Here is a 16,353-nt window from a genome sequence, read left to right on the forward strand (position 1 = left end):
AATGTACGCATTAAGCATTGTTAATTCAAAACAAAATATTAACATTACAAACTTTATTACGTGAACGTAAAGGTAAAGTATAGCGTAAAGAAAAAGTGACAAGAAGAATGTGCCGATAAAGCCAATTAAAATCGGCTTTTAAAGAGATGTTAGAGAAATAGCTGAGACTGGTCAGAGCTGAAAAAAAACGGCGCAGGTGCGCCGTTTTTTCAAGAGAGTTGCAAGATGGTTACTTTAATTTGCCATCAAGTTCTTCGATTTTTGCTTTCCAAATAGCAGGACCTTGCGTATGCGCATTGGCGCCTTCACTATCAACAGCAACCGTTACTGGCATATCTTCTACTTCAAACTCGTAGATTGCTTCCATACCTAAATCTTCGAACGCAACAACACGTGCTTTCTTGATTGCTTTAGATACAAGGTAAGCTGCACCACCTACTGCCATTAAGTAGATAGATTTATTGTTTTTGATTGATTCAACTGTTGCAGGACCACGCTCTGCTTTACCAATCATACCAATGATGCCCGTTTTTTCTAACATCATATCAGTGAATTTATCCATACGAGTCGCAGTTGTAGGGCCAGCAGGACCTACCGCTTCATCACCCACTGCATCTACAGGGCCAACGTAGTAGATAAACTTGTTATCAAAATCAACGCCTTCAGGTAAACCTTCACCTGATTGGATCATATCTTGTAAACGTTTATGCGCGGCATCACGACCCGTTAAGATAGTACCAGACAGAAGAACCGTTTCACCCATCTTCCATTCTTGCGTGTCTTCTTTAGTCAGTGTGTTTAAATCAACACGACGTGTACCTTCACCTACTTCAAATGTAACTTCTGGCCAATCTTCAAGTTTAGGCGCTTTAAGATCAGCTGGGCCTGAACCATCTAATGTGAAGTGAACGTGACGAGTTGCCGCACAGTTCGGGATCATAACCACTGGTTTTGATGCTGCGTGGGTCGGTGCCGTTTTAACTTTCACATCAACTACGGTTGTTAAACCACCTAGGCCTTGTGCACCAATACCTAATTTATTAGCACGTTCGAAGATATCGATACGCATTTTTTCTTCAGTTGTTTCTGCGCCGCGCTCAATAAGCTCGTGAATATCAACCGGATCCATTAATGATTCTTTAGCAAGTACCGCAGCTTTTTCTGCAGTACCACCAATACCTATACCTAGCATGCCAGGTGGACACCAGCCCGCACCCATTGTTGGTAATGTTTTTTCAACCCATGCAGCCACATCATCAGATGGGTTAAGCATAACCATTTTCGTTTTATTTTCTGAGCCGCCGCCCTTCGCTGCCACCATTACTTCTACTTCAGCGCCTGGCACTAAGTCGATATGAACAACTGATGGAGTATTGTCTTTGGTGTTTTTACGCGTGCCAGCAGGGTCTGCAACAATTGATGCACGTAATGGGTTATCTGGGTTTAAGTATGCGCGACGTGTACCTTCATCAACCATTTGCTGAACAGTCATGTCTGTTTTATCCCACTTAACATCCATACCTACTTTTACGAAACAAGTAATGATACCTGTATCTTGGCACAGTGGACGTTTACCTTCAGCAGACATACGAGAGTTAATTAAAATTTGCGCAATGGCATCTTTTGCCGCTTTGCTTTGCTCTTTGTTGTAAGCTTTTTCTAAGGCTTGTACGAAATCGAGAGGGTGATAAAAAGAAATGTATTGCAATGCATCTTCAATGCTATCAATGAAGTCTTGCTGACGAATTGTACTCATTACGGGTTCCTTAAGTTTTTATCGCGTAGCGCTGTACGTGATCCTGAGTAAACCGGTGACGAAGATTTACTCTACGGGTTAGTCATGGCATCACTATAAAGGAAATCATAACGCTGCCAATCAAATTTAACTTATGATACCCTCCTCGCCCGTTTCGGGCTAGTTATTCAGGGCAATGTAGATGATAAACGATGAAAATTTGTGCATTAAATTAAATTTAAGTGGTGATTGCATCGCGCTATTTAGTCATTTTGCTCATTTGCCTCATGCTGTGTTGCTCGATTCAGCCAATAGCGAGCATGTAAATAGCCGCTTCGATATCATTGCTATTGCACCATTAAAGCAATTAGAAGTGCGCGAAAATACATGCTTTGTCGACGGCAAAACACAATCAAGTGATTGTTTTAGCTTGATGAAAGAAGGTCTTCAGGAATTTAATCACACAGCTAACCCTAATAACCTACCCTTTACAGGTGGGTGGCTTGGCTATTTTGGTTATGACCTAGGTCGTGTGATTGAAAGCATGCCAAGTACTGCCGAAAACGACATTAACATGCCACAAATGGCTGTAGGCCTTTATCCAGATGCTCTTATTTATGATAAGCAACAACAAAGCTGGTTTTACGTCTGTCAGCCAAATCATAATCGCTTAGCGCTATACCAGCAGCACCTAAACGAAAAACCAGCAAGTGCAGAGTTCGCGCTACAAAGCGACTGGCAATCAAACATGAGTCAAGCCAGCTACAGCGAAAAGTTCGAGAAAATTCAAGCTTATTTAAAAAGTGGTGACTGCTACCAGATCAACCTTGCACAGCGTTTTAAAGCTGAATTTTCAGGTTCAACATGGCAAGCATATAAACAACTTCGAGAAGCCAATAAAGCACCATTTTCAAGCTATATAAATCACCCTGATGGCGCTATTTTATCTATTTCACCAGAGCGTTTTATTTCGATTAATCAGGGCCAAATAGAAACCAAGCCAATTAAAGGAACGCTCCCTCGTTTGGCTGACTCTGAACAAGACCAAGCGCAAGCAACTCGTTTACAGCAATCAGAAAAAGACCGCGCAGAAAATGTCATGATTGTTGATCTGCTGCGCAACGATTTAGGCAAAGTGGCTCGCCCAGGTAGTGTCACCGTCCCCTCGTTATTTGCAATTGAAAGCTTTCCGGCTGTGCATCATTTAGTAAGTACAGTGCGCGCAGAGTTAGCAGATGGCAAAGATGCCGTTGACCAAATTCATGCCGCTTTCCCAGGTGGTTCAATTACCGGAGCGCCGAAAATTCGCGCTATGGAAATCATAGAAGAGCTCGAGCCGCATCGCCGTAGTGTGTACTGCGGCTCAATTGGCTATTTAAGTGCCTGTGGCAACATGGATACCAGTATCACAATTCGTACTTTAGTGTGCCACAAAGGTGCAATCTATTGCTGGGCTGGCGGTGGCATTGTGGCTGATTCAAAGGTCGACTTGGAGTACCAAGAAACTTACGATAAAGTAAATAAAATACTGCCTTTATTAAAGTAAAAGTTGAAGTAACTACCTTGAATAGCCAGCAAATAATTGCCCGTTTTAGTTTAAGTCAAACCACAGAGCGCCCAGCAACCATTCGCTTTAATGCCGAAAAGCGTGCCAGTGCCGTAATGTTACCTCTGCTTGATGTTAACGACGAAGCGCATTTGTTGCTGTGCAAGCGACCTAGTTATTTACTTCATCACCCGGGGGAGATTTGCTTACCGGGTGGCAAGTATGAAGAACAAGATGACACGTTAATGCACACCGCTCTTCGAGAGCTTAATGAAGAGCTTAACATTGCGACACACCAAGTGACTGTCCACGGTAAATTACATCAGTACGCGACCCTAACCGGTTTCACTATTGAGCCTTTTGTGTGTGTAGTTAGCGAAGGCACAACGTGGCAAGCAGATCCCAACGAAGTTGCTGCCAGCTTTTTAATGCCCTTATCTTATTTGAGTAATCAACAAAATTGGCAACCCCTCCCCTTTGAGCGAAATGGTAAAACCATTACTTTGCAAGGTTTGATGACCCCCCATGGACTGCTTTGGGGAGCAACAGCGAGCATAATTAATAACTTTATAAAACAGCTCGCCCTACCAGTTTAATTATCCTGCTTTTAGGGTTACACAGGCACGTTTAAACGTTATCATGTGGCACCGTTCAAAGGCAGGTAGTATGCCGTTAATAGAAAAATGAGTAGCAAATTATGATCAGTGCATTCGATATGTTTAGTATTGGTATTGGCCCATCGTCATCTCACACTGTTGGCCCAATGCGCGCTTCGCGTTTATTTGTAAACGAACTAGAAGAAAAAAACTTACTTGCAAACGTCACCGATATTAAAGTTGAGCTATTTGGCTCACTCGGCCAAACAGGTATTGGCCACGGCTCTGGTAAAGCTGTGATCTTAGGCCTTGCCGGTTATGATCCAGAAACCATTGATGCTGACTTAGTCGACGATATCCTCGCGAAAATCGAAAAAGAGCAGGTTATTTATTTAAACCAAAGCCATAAAGCCAATTTCCCTAAACAAGGTGCGATTGTATTTCATCGTCGTAAAACATTACCAAAACATTCAAATGCAATGGAAATCATTGCCAGCCAAAATGGCGAAAAGTTATTCAGTAAAGTGTATTACTCAATCGGTGGCGGCTTTATCGTCAGTGATGAAGAGTTCGAGAACGAAAAACAAAAAGCACTCGAAATCCGCGAAGAAAACCCAGCGCCTTATCCGTTTAACACGGCAAAAGAGCTGTTAGAACTGTGCCGTGAGTCAGGTTTTAGTGTATCAACGCTTATGATGCACAACGAAAAAACCCTGCGCAGCGAAAAAGACATCAAAGATGAGCTGTTTAATATTTGGCAAGTAATGAAAGCCTGTATTGAGCGTGGTATGCGTACAGAAGGTATCTTACCAGGTGGTTTAAAAGTAAAACGTCGTGCCCCTAGTTTACACCTTAAGTTAAATATTGAGGTAAACAACGACCCATTACGTGCTATGGATTGGGTTGATTTATTTGCCCTTGCAGTAAACGAAGAGAACGCTGCCGGCGGCCGTGTTGTTACCGCACCTACCAATGGTGCAGCAGGTATTTTGCCAGCGGTATTAATGTATTATCACACTTTCATTAAAGAAGTAGACCGTGATATCGCAACACGTTACTTATTAACGGCGGCAGCAATTGGTATTTTATATAAAAAGAACGCGTCAATTTCGGGTGCTGAAGTAGGTTGCCAAGGTGAAGTGGGCGTTGCTTGCTCAATGGCAGCAGGTGCACTTACTGAAATCATGGGTGGCAATGTAGTACAGGTTGAAAACGCCGCTGAAATCGGCATGGAGCACAACCTAGGCCTAACCTGTGACCCGGTTGGCGGCCTTGTACAAGTACCGTGTATTGAACGTAATGCGATGGGCTCAATTAAAGCAATTAATGCGTCACGCCTTGCAATGCGTGGTTCTGGCGAGCAAAAAGTGACCCTTGATAAGGTAATTAAAACCATGCTCGACACAGGTAATGATATGAAAACGAAATACAAAGAAACCGCTCGCGGTGGCTTAGCAGTTAATATCATCGAGTGTTAATATACAGCACGCTTTCAGCATAAAAAAGCCGCTTTTAAGCGGCTTTTTTATCTCTATTTTACTGGTAACTCAATGTTTTCGAAGAGCTTATCAACATCTTCTTGGTTACGTAATAAGCTTGCTCGCTCAACCAGTTCTTTCGTTAAGTGCGGTGCAAAACGCTCAATAAAATCATACATGTAACTGCGTAAAAAGCTGCCCTTTCTAAAACCAATTTTAGTGGTGCTCGCTTCAAATAAGTGGCTTGCATCAATACAGACTAAATCAGTATCGGTTATTTGATCAATCGCCATAGATGCTACAACACCTACACCTAGACCTAAACGAACATAAGTTTTGATTACATCAGCATCTGTTGCAGTAAAAACAATATGCGGCTCAAGTCCATGTGCATTGAAGGCCTTATCTAACTCAGAACGACCAGTAAAACCAAACACATAAGTAATAAGTGGGTATTTAGCCACATCGGCAACCGTTAAATTATCAGCCTTTTGCGCAAGCGGGTGTGTTTTTGCCACAACAATACTACGATTCCAGTGATAGCACGGCAACATAACTAAATCAGAATATAAATGCAGCGCCTCAGTCGCAATGGCAAAGTCAGCATCACCGCGTGCTGCCGCATCAGAAATCTGCTGTGGCGTACCCTGATGCATGTGCAAAGACACTGCCGGGTACTTTTTCATAAAGCCTTGAATAACATTCGGTAATGCGTAACGCGCCTGAGTATGAGTGGTGGCAATGTTTAGTTTACCTTGATCAGGCAAGGTATGTTCATTGGCAACCGCTTTAATACCTTCAACTTTCGACAATATTTCTCGTGAAATATTAATAATTTCGTTACCGGCACTGGTTACATGGGTAAGGTGTTTGCCACTACGGCCAAAGATCTGTACACCCAGTTCGTCTTCAAGCATACGAACTTGTTTCGAGATCCCCGGTTGCGAGGTAAATAAACTTTCGGCTGTCGCAGAGACATTCAGTTTATGATTTTGGACTTCGACTATATATCTGAGTTGTTGTAGTTTCATGGCTGCATTGTAAACGTTGTTATTGTTTATTTATAAAGGCTGCAAAGCGCAATGCCAAGCGATATTTCATCGCGCTATACATTTATATCGATTGTTTCTAAGGCTAACACATTAAATTACTGCTCGGTAGCCGTGTTTACTCGCAAAATATTCAATAAAGGTGCTAGTTTAGCGCTATACTCGTTATAAAGTAGTAATCGTAATAAGTTTATTCGAGATAACTACCGCAAAACTGTTCAGATCTAATCTTTTTAAGGTAAGATAAAAAAATTAGATAGTTAAAACTGAGATTTAGTAATGATTGTTTCTATCATCATCATGCTCATTGTTGCATTAATCGTGATCGCTTTATGGGTCAGCGCTGTGCAGCAACATAAAGAAAAACAAGAAGCAGAGCGCCGTAAAGAGCTTACAAAACAAAAAAAAATCATTGAAGAGGCAGAAGATGTACTGCTTAACAGTGCCAATATCCCCATGTCTGAAAATATTCTGCGTATTATTCAACGCCGTATTTATGATGCACTTGTTTCAATGGTCGAGCTTTCTCCAAGCTCAAAAGAATTAAAAAACAGACTAAAAGAATCTAAAGAACGCCTAGCCTCTCCTATCGAAGCAAGTAATAGCGATGCATTAGCACTACCAGATAACGACAAACAATTAATAGCTCTAATTCAAGGTATAAAGAAATTACGAGCAGTACTTCGCTCAGAGCATGGTAAAGGCAAGGTAGATAGCCAAGTATTTGTTGCTGAAGATAAACGCCTTGAAAAATTGCAGTTAAGAATCAATGTAGAAAGCCAAATTAAGCGCGGGATTTCAGCTCGCTCAGCAAATATGGTGGGCTCTGCCAGACAGTATTTTGAAAAAGCACTAGCAACACTGACCTCAGTTAGCTATAGCGATGAATATGTAAACTCGAAAAGACAAGAAGTTGAAGGCTATTTAGAAACGATTAGCTCTGAGTTGAAAGCATCAAATGCAACGTCACTAAAGAAGAAAGCAGAACAAGAGCAGGACGATTTAGACGTATTATTCGCACCAAAGAAAAAGTGGTAAACCACTTTTTCTTTGCTTTGTGCAAATTAAGATAAAAACGCAAACTTAACAATAAACAGCGCTGTTAATACCCACACACTAATACTGATTTCATCTTTTTTACCACATACCAACTTCACGGCAGTATACGAGATAAAACCAAGGGCGATACCGTGCGCAATCGAGAAAGTTAACGGCGTCATCAATAATACCACACTCACTGGAATGGCATCTGTCATATCATCCCAATTTACCAGCTTTAAGTTTTGCATCATTAACACAGCAACATATAAAATTGCACCTGCCGTTGCATAAGCTGGGATCATGCCAGCAAGTGGCGCAAAGAACATCATTAACAAGAAACAAATACCTACAACCACAGCGGTAAGACCTGTACGGCCGCCCACAGACACACCTGCTACTGATTCAATGTAAGACGTTGTTGTTGACGTACCAAGCATTGAGCCTGCAATAGTAGCTGTGCTGTCAGCACTTAAAGCACGACCTAAACGAGGCATTTTACCTTGTTCATCAGCAATACCTGCTTTTTGCGTTACAGCAACTAAAGTGCCTGAAGTGTCAAACAAATCAACAAATAAGAACGCAAAAACCACTGTTAGCATTGAGATTTCGAATGCTGCTGCAAAATCCAATTGCATAAAGGTTGGTGCAATTGAAGGCGGCATTGAAATAATTCCTTGATACTCCACAAGGTCTAAACCAAGCGCAATTGCTGTTACTAATAAAATACTGATAAGTACGCCGCTTTTCATATCGCGGTATAACAGTGCTGCAATAACAAAGAAGCTAAAAATCGCAAGTAGTGGGCCTGGGGCTGTGATATCGCCTAACTGCACTAAGGTTGCAGGGCTTGCTACGATAATACCGGCGTTTTTCAGTGCAATAAGGGCTAAGAAAGCACCGATACCTGTGGCAATGGCACGTTTTAACACCAGAGGAATAGCATCAATGATCCACTCTCTCACCTTAAATAGGCTTAAGAATAAGAAGATACAGCCAGACATAAAAACTGCACCTAATGCAGCTTGCCAAGTGTAGCCCATGCCCAAAACAACACCATAAGTGAAGAAGGCGTTTAAGCCCATACCCGGAGCCAGTGCTAATGGGTAGTTTGCCCATAAACCCATGATAAAACAGCCAATTGCAGCAGCAATACAGGTTGCTACGAATGCCGCACCTTGATCCATTCCCGCTTCTGCAAGCATGGCAGGGTTAACAAATACAATGTAAACCATGGTAATGAATGTTGTGATGCCAGCAATAGTCTCGCGGCGCACAGAAGTGTTGTTTTCAGTGATTTTGAAAAGTCTTTCGAACATGTTGAACTTTAAGTTGAGATTAATTGGCTAATTTTATCATATTTTATCTCAATAAGAGGACATTTTACCTTGCAATGTTCTAAACTAATAAGGTCTTTTATTTCAAGAAAATAACTAAACTATGTCTGATAATTCGCCAGTAGGCTTAGATTTAGAGCAACAGCTTGATAATGTACTTGCCTTTATTACCCAACCCGATAAAGGGTCGGCGCCAAATAAAAGTACTCAATCTGTTGAAAACGTACTAAACAAAGCTTTGTATTATTTAAAAAATGAACAGCCTCCCCTTGCTGCAAAATGGATGCGCTTAGCAGCTATGGCAGGTAACCATAGGGCGCAATTTTATATGGGGCTGTTTTTCATCAAAGGGCAAGGTGTACCGCACAGTGTTTTTCATGGCGCGGTGTGGTTAAGTCTGGCAAGTAGCCAAGGTTATGAACCTGCAACGGCTGCACTTGATGATCTTAGAAAACACATCAGTACGCGCAGATTACATGATGCGCAAAGCTATGCAGCTACCCTATATGAACAAATCCACCAGCAGCAATTTGCACATTTAATTCCTCGAGATCCTGACGCAAGCTAACACGCGTCAGGTTCTACAACTCATTAATGCTGTCTTGTCAGTTTACTCTCAAATGTTATGAGACCTGCACTAACTACAAACAATAAGATACCTATAAACTCAAGCAACACATGGCCTTTATGGGGCTTGATAATAGGTGTTTTTGAAGTAAGGCTATATAAACGCCTGCCTTGCTCGCCAGATTCTACAAACGAAATACCTTTATAGTCCGCTGAAATAATAAACTTAAAATCATGCCTGCTGATCATTTCTCGACGTTTTGCATCTATTTTCTCGCTGCTTTGTTCTACGAGTAGCGTTCGCCAATCATGAAAAATGCCATCTGGTTCATTATCTTTCACTACACCATATGATTTGTACTCATAGAACTTTGTATTGAATAGCTTTTCTTGATGCCCTAAATAAAACATGGCACAGCCTAGCGCACTTAACAGTATGGCAATATAGACGAGTGAACGCTGTTTAATGAATTGCTTATTACTTTGTTGCTTATACCAAGCTTCAATGTCAGGCACATTAATCAACCGAGCTTTATCTACAGAATGTTTTAATGGCTCCATAAAGTCGCAAATTGTTAGATTGAGCGCCGTTAATATTGAACGAAATGTGTCATTCGAAGGCACTGATTTATCGTTCTCAAGTTTTGAAAGGTAACTTTGTTCTATTCCAACTTGCTCTGCAAATTCTGGTTGGCTCAGTTTTAGCTCACTGCGATAGTGTTTTAGTTGTGTTCCGAATGTACTCATAACGCATTTCCTTTTTGTTGTGGAGCCGCCATTCTTTGCTATTCATGCAGATATAAAAAGCTGAATAAATAGGAATAATGAAGAATATTAGCAAGATAGGATGAAAGATACGAGATACGAGATACGAGATACGAGATACGAGATACGAGATACGAGATACGAGATACGAGATACGAGATACGAGATACGAGATACGAGATACGAGATACGAGATACGAGATACGAGATACGAGATACGAGATACGAGATACGAGATAAGAGATACGAGGGACTCGAACCCGCGACCCCCGGCGTGACAGGCCGGTATTCTAACCAACTGAACTACCACTCCGCAGTGGTATGTGCATGGGGTAATGCACTTAATTTGTTTATGATATCAAATGGCGGAGTGGACGGGACTCGAACCCGCGACCCCCGGCGTGACAGGCCGGTATTCTAACCAACTGAACTACCACTCCGCAGAGATATCATTGTTATTACTTAATTTGTTGGCGGAGTGGACGGGACTCGAACCCGCGACCCCCGGCGTGACAGGCCGGTATTCTAACCAACTGAACTACCACTCCGCGATACAAATTTTGTAATAAAATAGCGTTTAAATAGTGGCGGAGTGGACGGGACTCGAACCCGCGACCCCCGGCGTGACAGGCCGGTATTCTAACCAACTGAACTACCACTCCGCAGTATCTAATGCTATTTATTTTTCCTATTGGCGGAGTGGACGGGACTCGAACCCGCGACCCCCGGCGTGACAGGCCGGTATTCTAACCAACTGAACTACCACTCCGCAAAGGAAAATGTTTTACAACCATAAGTTGTGTAAGTAATTGGCGGAGTGGACGGGACTCGAACCCGCGACCCCCGGCGTGACAGGCCGGTATTCTAACCAACTGAACTACCACTCCAGCGCATACTTACAAATTGTCGAAAATTGGCGGAGTGGACGGGACTCGAACCCGCGACCCCCGGCGTGACAGGCCGGTATTCTAACCAACTGAACTACCACTCCACATTTTCGTTGCTGACTGAGTCTCCCCTGACAGCGGCGTGAATAATACGAATCACCCTCTGGTTCGTCAAGGGGTTTTTTGTATTTTTACAGGTTTTTTAGTCATCTGACATCGAAAGGTTTAAAATTTCACCTGATTTATCATTTTTTGAGCCATTTTTGCCAACTTCATTTTCATTCGTTGCTTGCTCATCATTTTCGGTTTGATTTTTTTTCTTTAAAAACGGTAAAGAAATTTTAAATTTCAGCGGTTTCTTCTGAACAAAAATTCTAATTGCCAGCCAACCTAATAAAAGGACGGTTAAATTTCCAACAACAATTAAGGTCACCATGAGCATGGTGGACGCTTTTTGTTCTTCTTCAAGAATTCGTTGTTGCTCTGCTTGCGCTTCTAAATCGATTTCAGGGCGAACAATTTCTGGTACAGCTTCAATTGGTCGCTCAATTTCAAATTTATAAGTAGGTAACGTCGCCATAAATTCACGGTCATTTATGTTGCTACCAAATACAGAGAGCTCAACACTGTATCGTCCCCAATCATAATTTTTAATTGCAAGCTCTCGTGTTTGCGATTTATCAGCATCTAAAGAGAACATTTGCTCTTCATTATTGGGGTAATATATTTTTCCTTGAATAAGTACAGTTTCTGGTTTAACGATTTCAGGATTTAGCGAGATCGTTAAAATGTGGTCATCTTCATCTTGCTCAGCAAGTGCTACTTCATAATCAAAAGGCGGCTCATGCACGACTATTGGTTTTTGCACCACGGTACGCTTTAGTATAGGCGTTTCTATATATAGCTCTGGTTGCCACTCTCCTGCCGGAAAGACCAGTTTAAACTCACCGGTAAACACACCATCAAGCGGACGCTCATCAAAGCCACGGCCATCATCTCTAAAATCGGTAACACTTTGCGTGCCCGCACCAAAGTTTGCGTAATCACTATTATTAGTGCTAACAAAATCAACGTGCAAACTTATCACATCGCGAAACTGGCCAACTTCTATTGGTTCACCATCATTTAATACGCGGCCAGTCAGCTTTACTGTTTCACCACGAAACAGCATAGGCGGGAGTGGATCAACATTAAGCTCTATTTCACCTAGCACCATAATACGGCTATCTGGCAAGATACTGCCGACCACTTGCCAAGGGCCAGGCATAGGGTTGCTAATGGTGATCAGGTCATAGCTCAGTTCATCATGCCAGTCGAGGTCATCATTGTTTACTGAGTCAGTAGCGTAATACTTAGTGCCGTCAGGACGTACTAAAACAACGGCAGGAGCACCGCGTTTACGAAAGAAGAGTAAGGTTACTTTATCGACTTTATGGTCAATACGAAAACGGTTCTCTAGCAGGGGAATTTCATTTTGCACCCCATCACGTTCTAATGGGGTTATTTTATCTTGCTCGTTGGCAAATCCCGCTAAGGGAATTAAACACACTAATCCTGCTAGTAGTTGTTTTCTCATTTTATTACCTTATTCTGCACGCCATAGGCATTGGCCACCCTTTGCAACCAAGTCTAAACGCTCTTCGTGAGCGGCGTGCTCTTGTTCTGTTGCTCTTAATACCACAAGCGGTGCTCTATCAGCACTTAGTCGGCGAATACCACCAGCTTGTTGAGTTGAGCCTTCATCTTTATTTTGATTAAGATTCAGCTTTACTTGCCCACCCGTCATCGACAGGTAAACATCGGCTAAGATCTCAGAATCCAGTAAAGCGCCGTGTAACGTACGCTTTGAGTTATCAATATCGTAACGACGGCAAAGTGCATCAAGGTTATTCTTTTGACCTGGGTGCAAGTCACGCGCCATTTTTAAAGTATCAAGTACAGTACATACATCGGCAGTATTCGGAAAACCTTGATTTAACAATGCAAACTCATTATCCATGTGGCCGATATCGAACGCTGCGTTATGAATAACAAGCTCAGCGCCACGAATATACTCTAAAAACTCATGGGCAATTTGGTGGTACAGGGGTTTATCACGCAAAAATTCATTGGTGATACCGTGAACGTCTATTGCTTCTTCTTCTATTTCACGTTGTGGATTGATATACACATGAAAGTTGTTGCCAGTAAGACGGCGATTTACAAGTTCAACACAACCGATTTCAATAATGCGGTGGCCTTGCTTTGGGTCAATACCCGTGGTTTCTGTATCTAAAACTATTTGTCTATGTGCCATATCGTCTTAAGCCTGACTCTGGTATCTTTCTATATTCACTTTATTGTACACAATATCAAGGTAAAACAGTGCAGAAAACCGTAGAGATTTACACCGATGGATCATGTTTAGGAAATCCAGGGCCTGGAGGGTATGGCATCGTGATGCGATACAACGGCCACGAAAAGCAGTTAAGTCAAGGCTACACCCTAACAACAAATAATCGGATGGAAATGCTCGCAGCTATCGTTGCACTAGAAACCCTCACCCGCTCTTGTCACGTCATTCTGACGACCGATAGCCAATATGTGAAACAAGGCATTGAGTCATGGGTTGAAAATTGGAAAAAGCGCGGCTGGAAAACCGCTGCTAAAAAACCAGTTAAGAATGTCGATTTATGGAAACGACTCGATGCTGCCTGCCAACAACACGAGGTAGAGTGGCGTTGGGTAAAAGGCCATAGCGGCAATAAATACAATGAGATTGTTGACGATCTAGCCCGCGAAGCAGCTGGCAGCGATCAATTACTTGAAGACACAGGTTACGACGGTAATTAAAGCCCCTTGAAATAAACTTGGCGCAGGTCGTTTTATATTTTTGTTATATGTTATAAGATTTGGCTATAACGAAATATAAAGGATTCATTATGACTCTGCGCATTCACTCTTTTTTTCATCAACAAAGCGCCACTCTCTGTTACTTAGTCAGTTGCGAAAGCACTAAACAGTGCTTGCTAATTGATGCGCCAGCTGATTTTGATATGCCAAGTGGCGAATTAAGTTTTACCACCGCCAATGAGATCATTAACTATATAAAGACTGAGCAGTTGACACTACAATGGCTCCTTGAAACTCATGCCCATGCTGACCATATCACTGCAGCAAGTTACATAAAGCAGCAATTACAAGACACACACCCTTGTAAACTCGGCACGGGTGAAGGGATCACACAAGTGCAACAACACTTTAGCCAACTTTATAATCTTGATATGCCATGTAATGGTGAACCTTTTGATGCTTTATTTGCTGATAAAGCACAATTTCAGTTAGGTGATTACACAGTAGATGTGATTGCCACACCAGGCCATACACCTGACAGCGTGTGTTTTCACATTAATGGCAATGTATTTGTTGGCGACACCTTCTTTATGCCAGACAGTGGCACAGCCCGCTGTGATTTCCCAGGAGGCAGTGCCGGTGAGTTATATGACTCACTACAGCGAATTTTAGCTTTTCCTGACGATACCGTACTTTGGATGTGTCATGACTATCAACCAGATGGCCGCCCTCTTGCGAACAAAACCACTGTGAAAGAACAGCGTGAGCAAAACATTCATTTAAAAGGGGATAAACAAAGCTTTATTGCGACTCGGGAAGGCCGTGATGCAACCTTGGCTGTACCAAAGCTGTTGCACCCTTCTATTCAATTAAATATTCGTGCAGGCCAGTACCCAAGTAAAACAGACACGCAACAACACTATTTAGCTATCCCGCTCACAGTGCTGCTTTGATGTTTGCCTGAGCCCTGCTCCTTTTACCGGCGAAAATTGCGGCCTTGCATGCCATTTAGGTTTAATTGGTGTAAGCGGGGCCACACGTTTTCGAGCCACCAGCATATAAACACTGCCCATTGGCTTTAAATATTGTTGACCAAAACTGCGCCACGCAGCAAAACGCGACAAACGGTTGCCTCTTGCAAGCGATGAATGGATAAATCGCTCGTCGGAAATAATCTCAAAGCCTAATAGATTCAACCAGTCTTTTACTCGTGATGGCGTAAAAAAGCGCCCTGTCCAAGGTAACTTTTGGCGACTAAAAGGTAAAAGCTGCGCCAAGCCACACAAGCTAAACGGGTTAAAGCCCGTGATCACCAGATAGCCACCGGGAATTAAAGTACGATGTGCTTCACGTAAGATGTGGTGTGGATCAGAATGATATTCTAAGCAATGCGATAATATACAAGCATCAACACTGTGCTCATAAAAAGGCAGCTCGTCTACATCAGCAATAACACCTGTAAATAACCCCTGCTCTGCTACACAAACTTGATGCTTAATAGGACTTTCACTGGTTGCCAGCTCGCCACTTAAATTACCAAGTTTGAGCATGTGATAGCCAAACATGCGTGGCAACCATGGCGTTAGCTTACGTTCAATTTCAGCACGTAAATAGTCGCCATGAGGGAACTGCTGCCAAGAGTATGGCTTAGGACCTTCTTGAAAACTAAGGGCTGGTTTCATTTTCTGAGCTCGTTATACTGTGTGTTAACTGTCACTTTATAGAGCAATTAAACATGGTGCAAGTTAAAGCAATTAAAGCCTTTTCTGATAATTACATTTGGTGCATCAGCAATGAAGCTGAGCAAACAGCCTGGGTCGTCGACCCAGGTCAAGCAGAGCCTGTTTTAAACTATCTGAGCGAGCATAACTTAACACTTAGCGGTATTTTGATTACTCACCACCATTATGACCATACCGATGGCGTGGCTGCACTGGTTAAGGAATTTCGTGATATTCCGGTTTATGGGCCAAGACATAGCCCTTTTAAAGGTATTACTCATTGCGTATCAGAAGCGGATAAAGTCACTGTTTATGATTACACCTTTACCGTGCTTGCGACACCTGGTCATACCCTAGACCATGTTTGTTACATTAATGACGAATTAAGTTTTACTGGCGACACCTTATTTAGTGCTGGCTGCGGACGATTATTTGAAGGCAGCGCAGAACAAATGTGGCACTCGTTATGTAAACTAAGAGCCCTGCCAGATGAGTGTAAAATTTACTGCACCCATGAATACACGCAAGCCAACTTAGCTTTCGCAAAAGCTGTAGAACCAAACAATGAGTACTTACTCAGCTACAGTGATGAAGTTGATGCGCTGCGTGCCAAAGACGAAATAAGCTTGCCAACCCTGTTAGGCGTGGAAAAACAAATAAATCCATTTTTACGTAGCAATATAGCAACAATCACTGATGAGCTGCCTGATGAGCTAAAAATTAATTTGGATCTGAATGAACCTTGGCAACGCTTTGCAGGTCTCAGAGCCTGGAAAGATAACTTTTAAAAAAACGTAAACAC

At 42.4% G+C, this 16,353-nt stretch carries 15 protein-coding genes and 6 tRNA genes; 8 read left to right on the forward strand and 13 right to left on the reverse strand.

The features are described from left to right. Positions 1-229: 229 nt before the first annotated feature. Positions 230-1,756: a fumarate hydratase gene (locus AOG26_RS06800; protein ID WP_054551614.1), complete on the reverse strand. Its 1,527-nt coding sequence runs from the start codon at positions 1,754-1,756 to the stop codon at positions 230-232. Between the two features lie 181 nt (positions 1,757-1,937). Here AOG26_RS06800 and pabB point away from each other — a divergent pair, with 181 nt between their 5' ends. The 3 genes from pabB to AOG26_RS06815 all read left to right on the forward strand — a co-directional run bounded on the left by pabB (position 1,938) and on the right by AOG26_RS06815 (position 5,355). Then, positions 1,938-3,281 (forward strand): aminodeoxychorismate synthase component I, encoded by a 1,344-nt coding sequence (gene pabB / locus AOG26_RS06805; protein WP_054561790.1) that lies wholly within the window; start codon positions 1,938-1,940, stop codon positions 3,279-3,281. Positions 3,282-3,298: 17 nt separating this feature from the next. Continuing rightward, positions 3,299-3,877: an NUDIX hydrolase gene (locus AOG26_RS06810; RefSeq protein WP_054561791.1), complete on the forward strand. Its 579-nt coding sequence runs from the start codon at positions 3,299-3,301 to the stop codon at positions 3,875-3,877. A 101-nt stretch (positions 3,878-3,978) separates the two neighbouring features. Continuing rightward, positions 3,979-5,355 (forward strand): L-serine ammonia-lyase, encoded by a 1,377-nt coding sequence (locus AOG26_RS06815; RefSeq protein WP_054551617.1) that lies wholly within the window; start codon positions 3,979-3,981, stop codon positions 5,353-5,355. A gap of 53 nt (positions 5,356-5,408) precedes the next feature. On the opposite strand, the gene cysB is transcribed toward AOG26_RS06815, so the two are convergent. Further along, positions 5,409-6,386, reverse strand: a complete 978-nt coding sequence (cysB, locus tag AOG26_RS06820; protein WP_054551618.1) for an HTH-type transcriptional regulator CysB — start codon at positions 6,384-6,386, stop codon at positions 5,409-5,411. A 297-nt stretch (positions 6,387-6,683) separates the two neighbouring features. Between cysB and AOG26_RS06825 the strand changes: the two genes are divergently transcribed. Further along, complete coding sequence (locus AOG26_RS06825; protein WP_054561792.1) at positions 6,684-7,442, forward strand: hypothetical protein; 759 nt, start codon at positions 6,684-6,686, stop codon at positions 7,440-7,442. Between the two features lie 26 nt (positions 7,443-7,468). Here AOG26_RS06825 and AOG26_RS06830 read toward each other — a convergent pair whose 3' ends face one another. Further along, entirely contained in the window at positions 7,469-8,761 is a 1,293-nt protein-coding gene (locus AOG26_RS06830; RefSeq protein WP_054551620.1) for an NCS2 family permease, read from the reverse strand. A gap of 121 nt (positions 8,762-8,882) precedes the next feature. Between AOG26_RS06830 and AOG26_RS06835 the strand changes: the two genes are divergently transcribed. Then, the gene (locus AOG26_RS06835) at positions 8,883-9,347 is read left to right on the forward strand and encodes a sel1 repeat family protein (RefSeq protein ID WP_054551621.1); all 465 of its coding nucleotides are present in this window, start codon (positions 8,883-8,885) and stop codon (positions 9,345-9,347) included. A 23-nt stretch (positions 9,348-9,370) separates the two neighbouring features. Here AOG26_RS06835 and AOG26_RS06840 read toward each other — a convergent pair whose 3' ends face one another. The 9 genes from AOG26_RS06840 to dnaQ form a co-directional block, all read right to left on the reverse strand. Continuing rightward, on the reverse strand, positions 9,371-10,093 hold the full coding sequence (locus AOG26_RS06840) for a helix-turn-helix domain-containing protein (protein ID WP_054561793.1): 723 nt from the start codon (positions 10,091-10,093) through the stop codon (positions 9,371-9,373). Between the two features lie 381 nt (positions 10,094-10,474). Then, positions 10,475-10,551 (reverse strand) — tRNA-Asp (locus AOG26_RS06845). Between the two features lie 31 nt (positions 10,552-10,582). Beyond that, positions 10,583-10,659: transfer RNA gene (locus tag AOG26_RS06850), tRNA-Asp, on the reverse strand. 37 nt (positions 10,660-10,696) lie between these two features. Continuing rightward, positions 10,697-10,773 (reverse strand) — tRNA-Asp (locus AOG26_RS06855). Between the two features lie 30 nt (positions 10,774-10,803). Continuing rightward, a tRNA-Asp gene (locus AOG26_RS06860) sits at positions 10,804-10,880 on the reverse strand. Between the two features lie 41 nt (positions 10,881-10,921). Further along, positions 10,922-10,998 (reverse strand) — tRNA-Asp (locus AOG26_RS06865). A 27-nt stretch (positions 10,999-11,025) separates the two neighbouring features. Beyond that, positions 11,026-11,102 (reverse strand) — tRNA-Asp (locus AOG26_RS06870). Between the two features lie 98 nt (positions 11,103-11,200). Beyond that, positions 11,201-12,574, reverse strand: coding sequence for a TIGR03503 family protein (locus tag AOG26_RS06875; RefSeq protein ID WP_054561794.1), 1,374 nt, complete (start codon positions 12,572-12,574; stop codon positions 11,201-11,203). A gap of 9 nt (positions 12,575-12,583) precedes the next feature. Further along, complete coding sequence (dnaQ, locus tag AOG26_RS06880; RefSeq protein WP_054561795.1) at positions 12,584-13,294, reverse strand: DNA polymerase III subunit epsilon; 711 nt, start codon at positions 13,292-13,294, stop codon at positions 12,584-12,586. A gap of 68 nt (positions 13,295-13,362) precedes the next feature. Here dnaQ and rnhA point away from each other — a divergent pair, with 68 nt between their 5' ends. Continuing rightward, entirely contained in the window at positions 13,363-13,830 is a 468-nt protein-coding gene (gene rnhA / locus AOG26_RS06885; protein WP_054561796.1) for a ribonuclease HI, read from the forward strand. Positions 13,831-13,919: 89 nt separating this feature from the next. Further along, entirely contained in the window at positions 13,920-14,783 is an 864-nt protein-coding gene (locus tag AOG26_RS06890) for an MBL fold metallo-hydrolase (protein ID WP_054561797.1), read from the forward strand. On the opposite strand, the gene AOG26_RS06895 is transcribed toward AOG26_RS06890, so the two are convergent. After that, on the reverse strand, positions 14,754-15,512 hold the full coding sequence (locus AOG26_RS06895) for a class I SAM-dependent methyltransferase (protein ID WP_054561798.1): 759 nt from the start codon (positions 15,510-15,512) through the stop codon (positions 14,754-14,756). The genes AOG26_RS06890 and AOG26_RS06895 overlap by 30 nt on opposite strands. 53 nt (positions 15,513-15,565) lie before the next feature. Between AOG26_RS06895 and gloB the strand changes: the two genes are divergently transcribed. Further along, a complete protein-coding gene (gloB, locus tag AOG26_RS06900) occupies positions 15,566-16,339 on the forward strand; it encodes a hydroxyacylglutathione hydrolase (RefSeq protein WP_054561799.1) in 774 nt (257 codons plus the stop codon). The last annotated feature ends 14 nt before the right edge of the window (positions 16,340-16,353 follow it).

The organism is Pseudoalteromonas sp. UCD-33C, assembly GCF_001306895.1.
Taxonomy (GTDB): domain Bacteria; phylum Pseudomonadota; class Gammaproteobacteria; order Enterobacterales; family Alteromonadaceae; genus Pseudoalteromonas.

Excerpts from the sequence above, each read along its gene's own strand:
- AOG26_RS06895 (WP_054561798.1), bottom strand. The coding sequence starts at position 15,512 with ATGAAACCAGCCCTTAGTTTTCAAGAAGGTCCTAAGCCATACTCTTGG.
- AOG26_RS06830 (WP_054551620.1), bottom strand. The coding sequence starts at position 8,761 with ATGTTCGAAAGACTTTTCAAAATCACTGAAAACAACACTTCTGTGCGC.
- cysB (WP_054551618.1), bottom strand. The coding sequence starts at position 6,386 with ATGAAACTACAACAACTCAGATATATAGTCGAAGTCCAAAATCATAAA.
- AOG26_RS06800 (WP_054551614.1), bottom strand. The coding sequence starts at position 1,756 with ATGAGTACAATTCGTCAGCAAGACTTCATTGATAGCATTGAAGATGCA.
- AOG26_RS06815 (WP_054551617.1), top strand. The coding sequence starts at position 3,979 with ATGATCAGTGCATTCGATATGTTTAGTATTGGTATTGGCCCATCGTCA.
- pabB (WP_054561790.1), top strand. The coding sequence starts at position 1,938 with ATGATAAACGATGAAAATTTGTGCATTAAATTAAATTTAAGTGGTGAT.
- AOG26_RS06835 (WP_054551621.1), top strand. The coding sequence starts at position 8,883 with ATGTCTGATAATTCGCCAGTAGGCTTAGATTTAGAGCAACAGCTTGAT.
- gloB (WP_054561799.1), top strand. The coding sequence starts at position 15,566 with ATGGTGCAAGTTAAAGCAATTAAAGCCTTTTCTGATAATTACATTTGG.
- AOG26_RS06840 (WP_054561793.1), bottom strand. The coding sequence starts at position 10,093 with ATGAGTACATTCGGAACACAACTAAAACACTATCGCAGTGAGCTAAAA.
- AOG26_RS06825 (WP_054561792.1), top strand. The coding sequence starts at position 6,684 with ATGATTGTTTCTATCATCATCATGCTCATTGTTGCATTAATCGTGATC.
- AOG26_RS06875 (WP_054561794.1), bottom strand. The coding sequence starts at position 12,574 with ATGAGAAAACAACTACTAGCAGGATTAGTGTGTTTAATTCCCTTAGCG.
- AOG26_RS06890 (WP_054561797.1), top strand. The coding sequence starts at position 13,920 with ATGACTCTGCGCATTCACTCTTTTTTTCATCAACAAAGCGCCACTCTC.
- dnaQ (WP_054561795.1), bottom strand. The coding sequence starts at position 13,294 with ATGGCACATAGACAAATAGTTTTAGATACAGAAACCACGGGTATTGAC.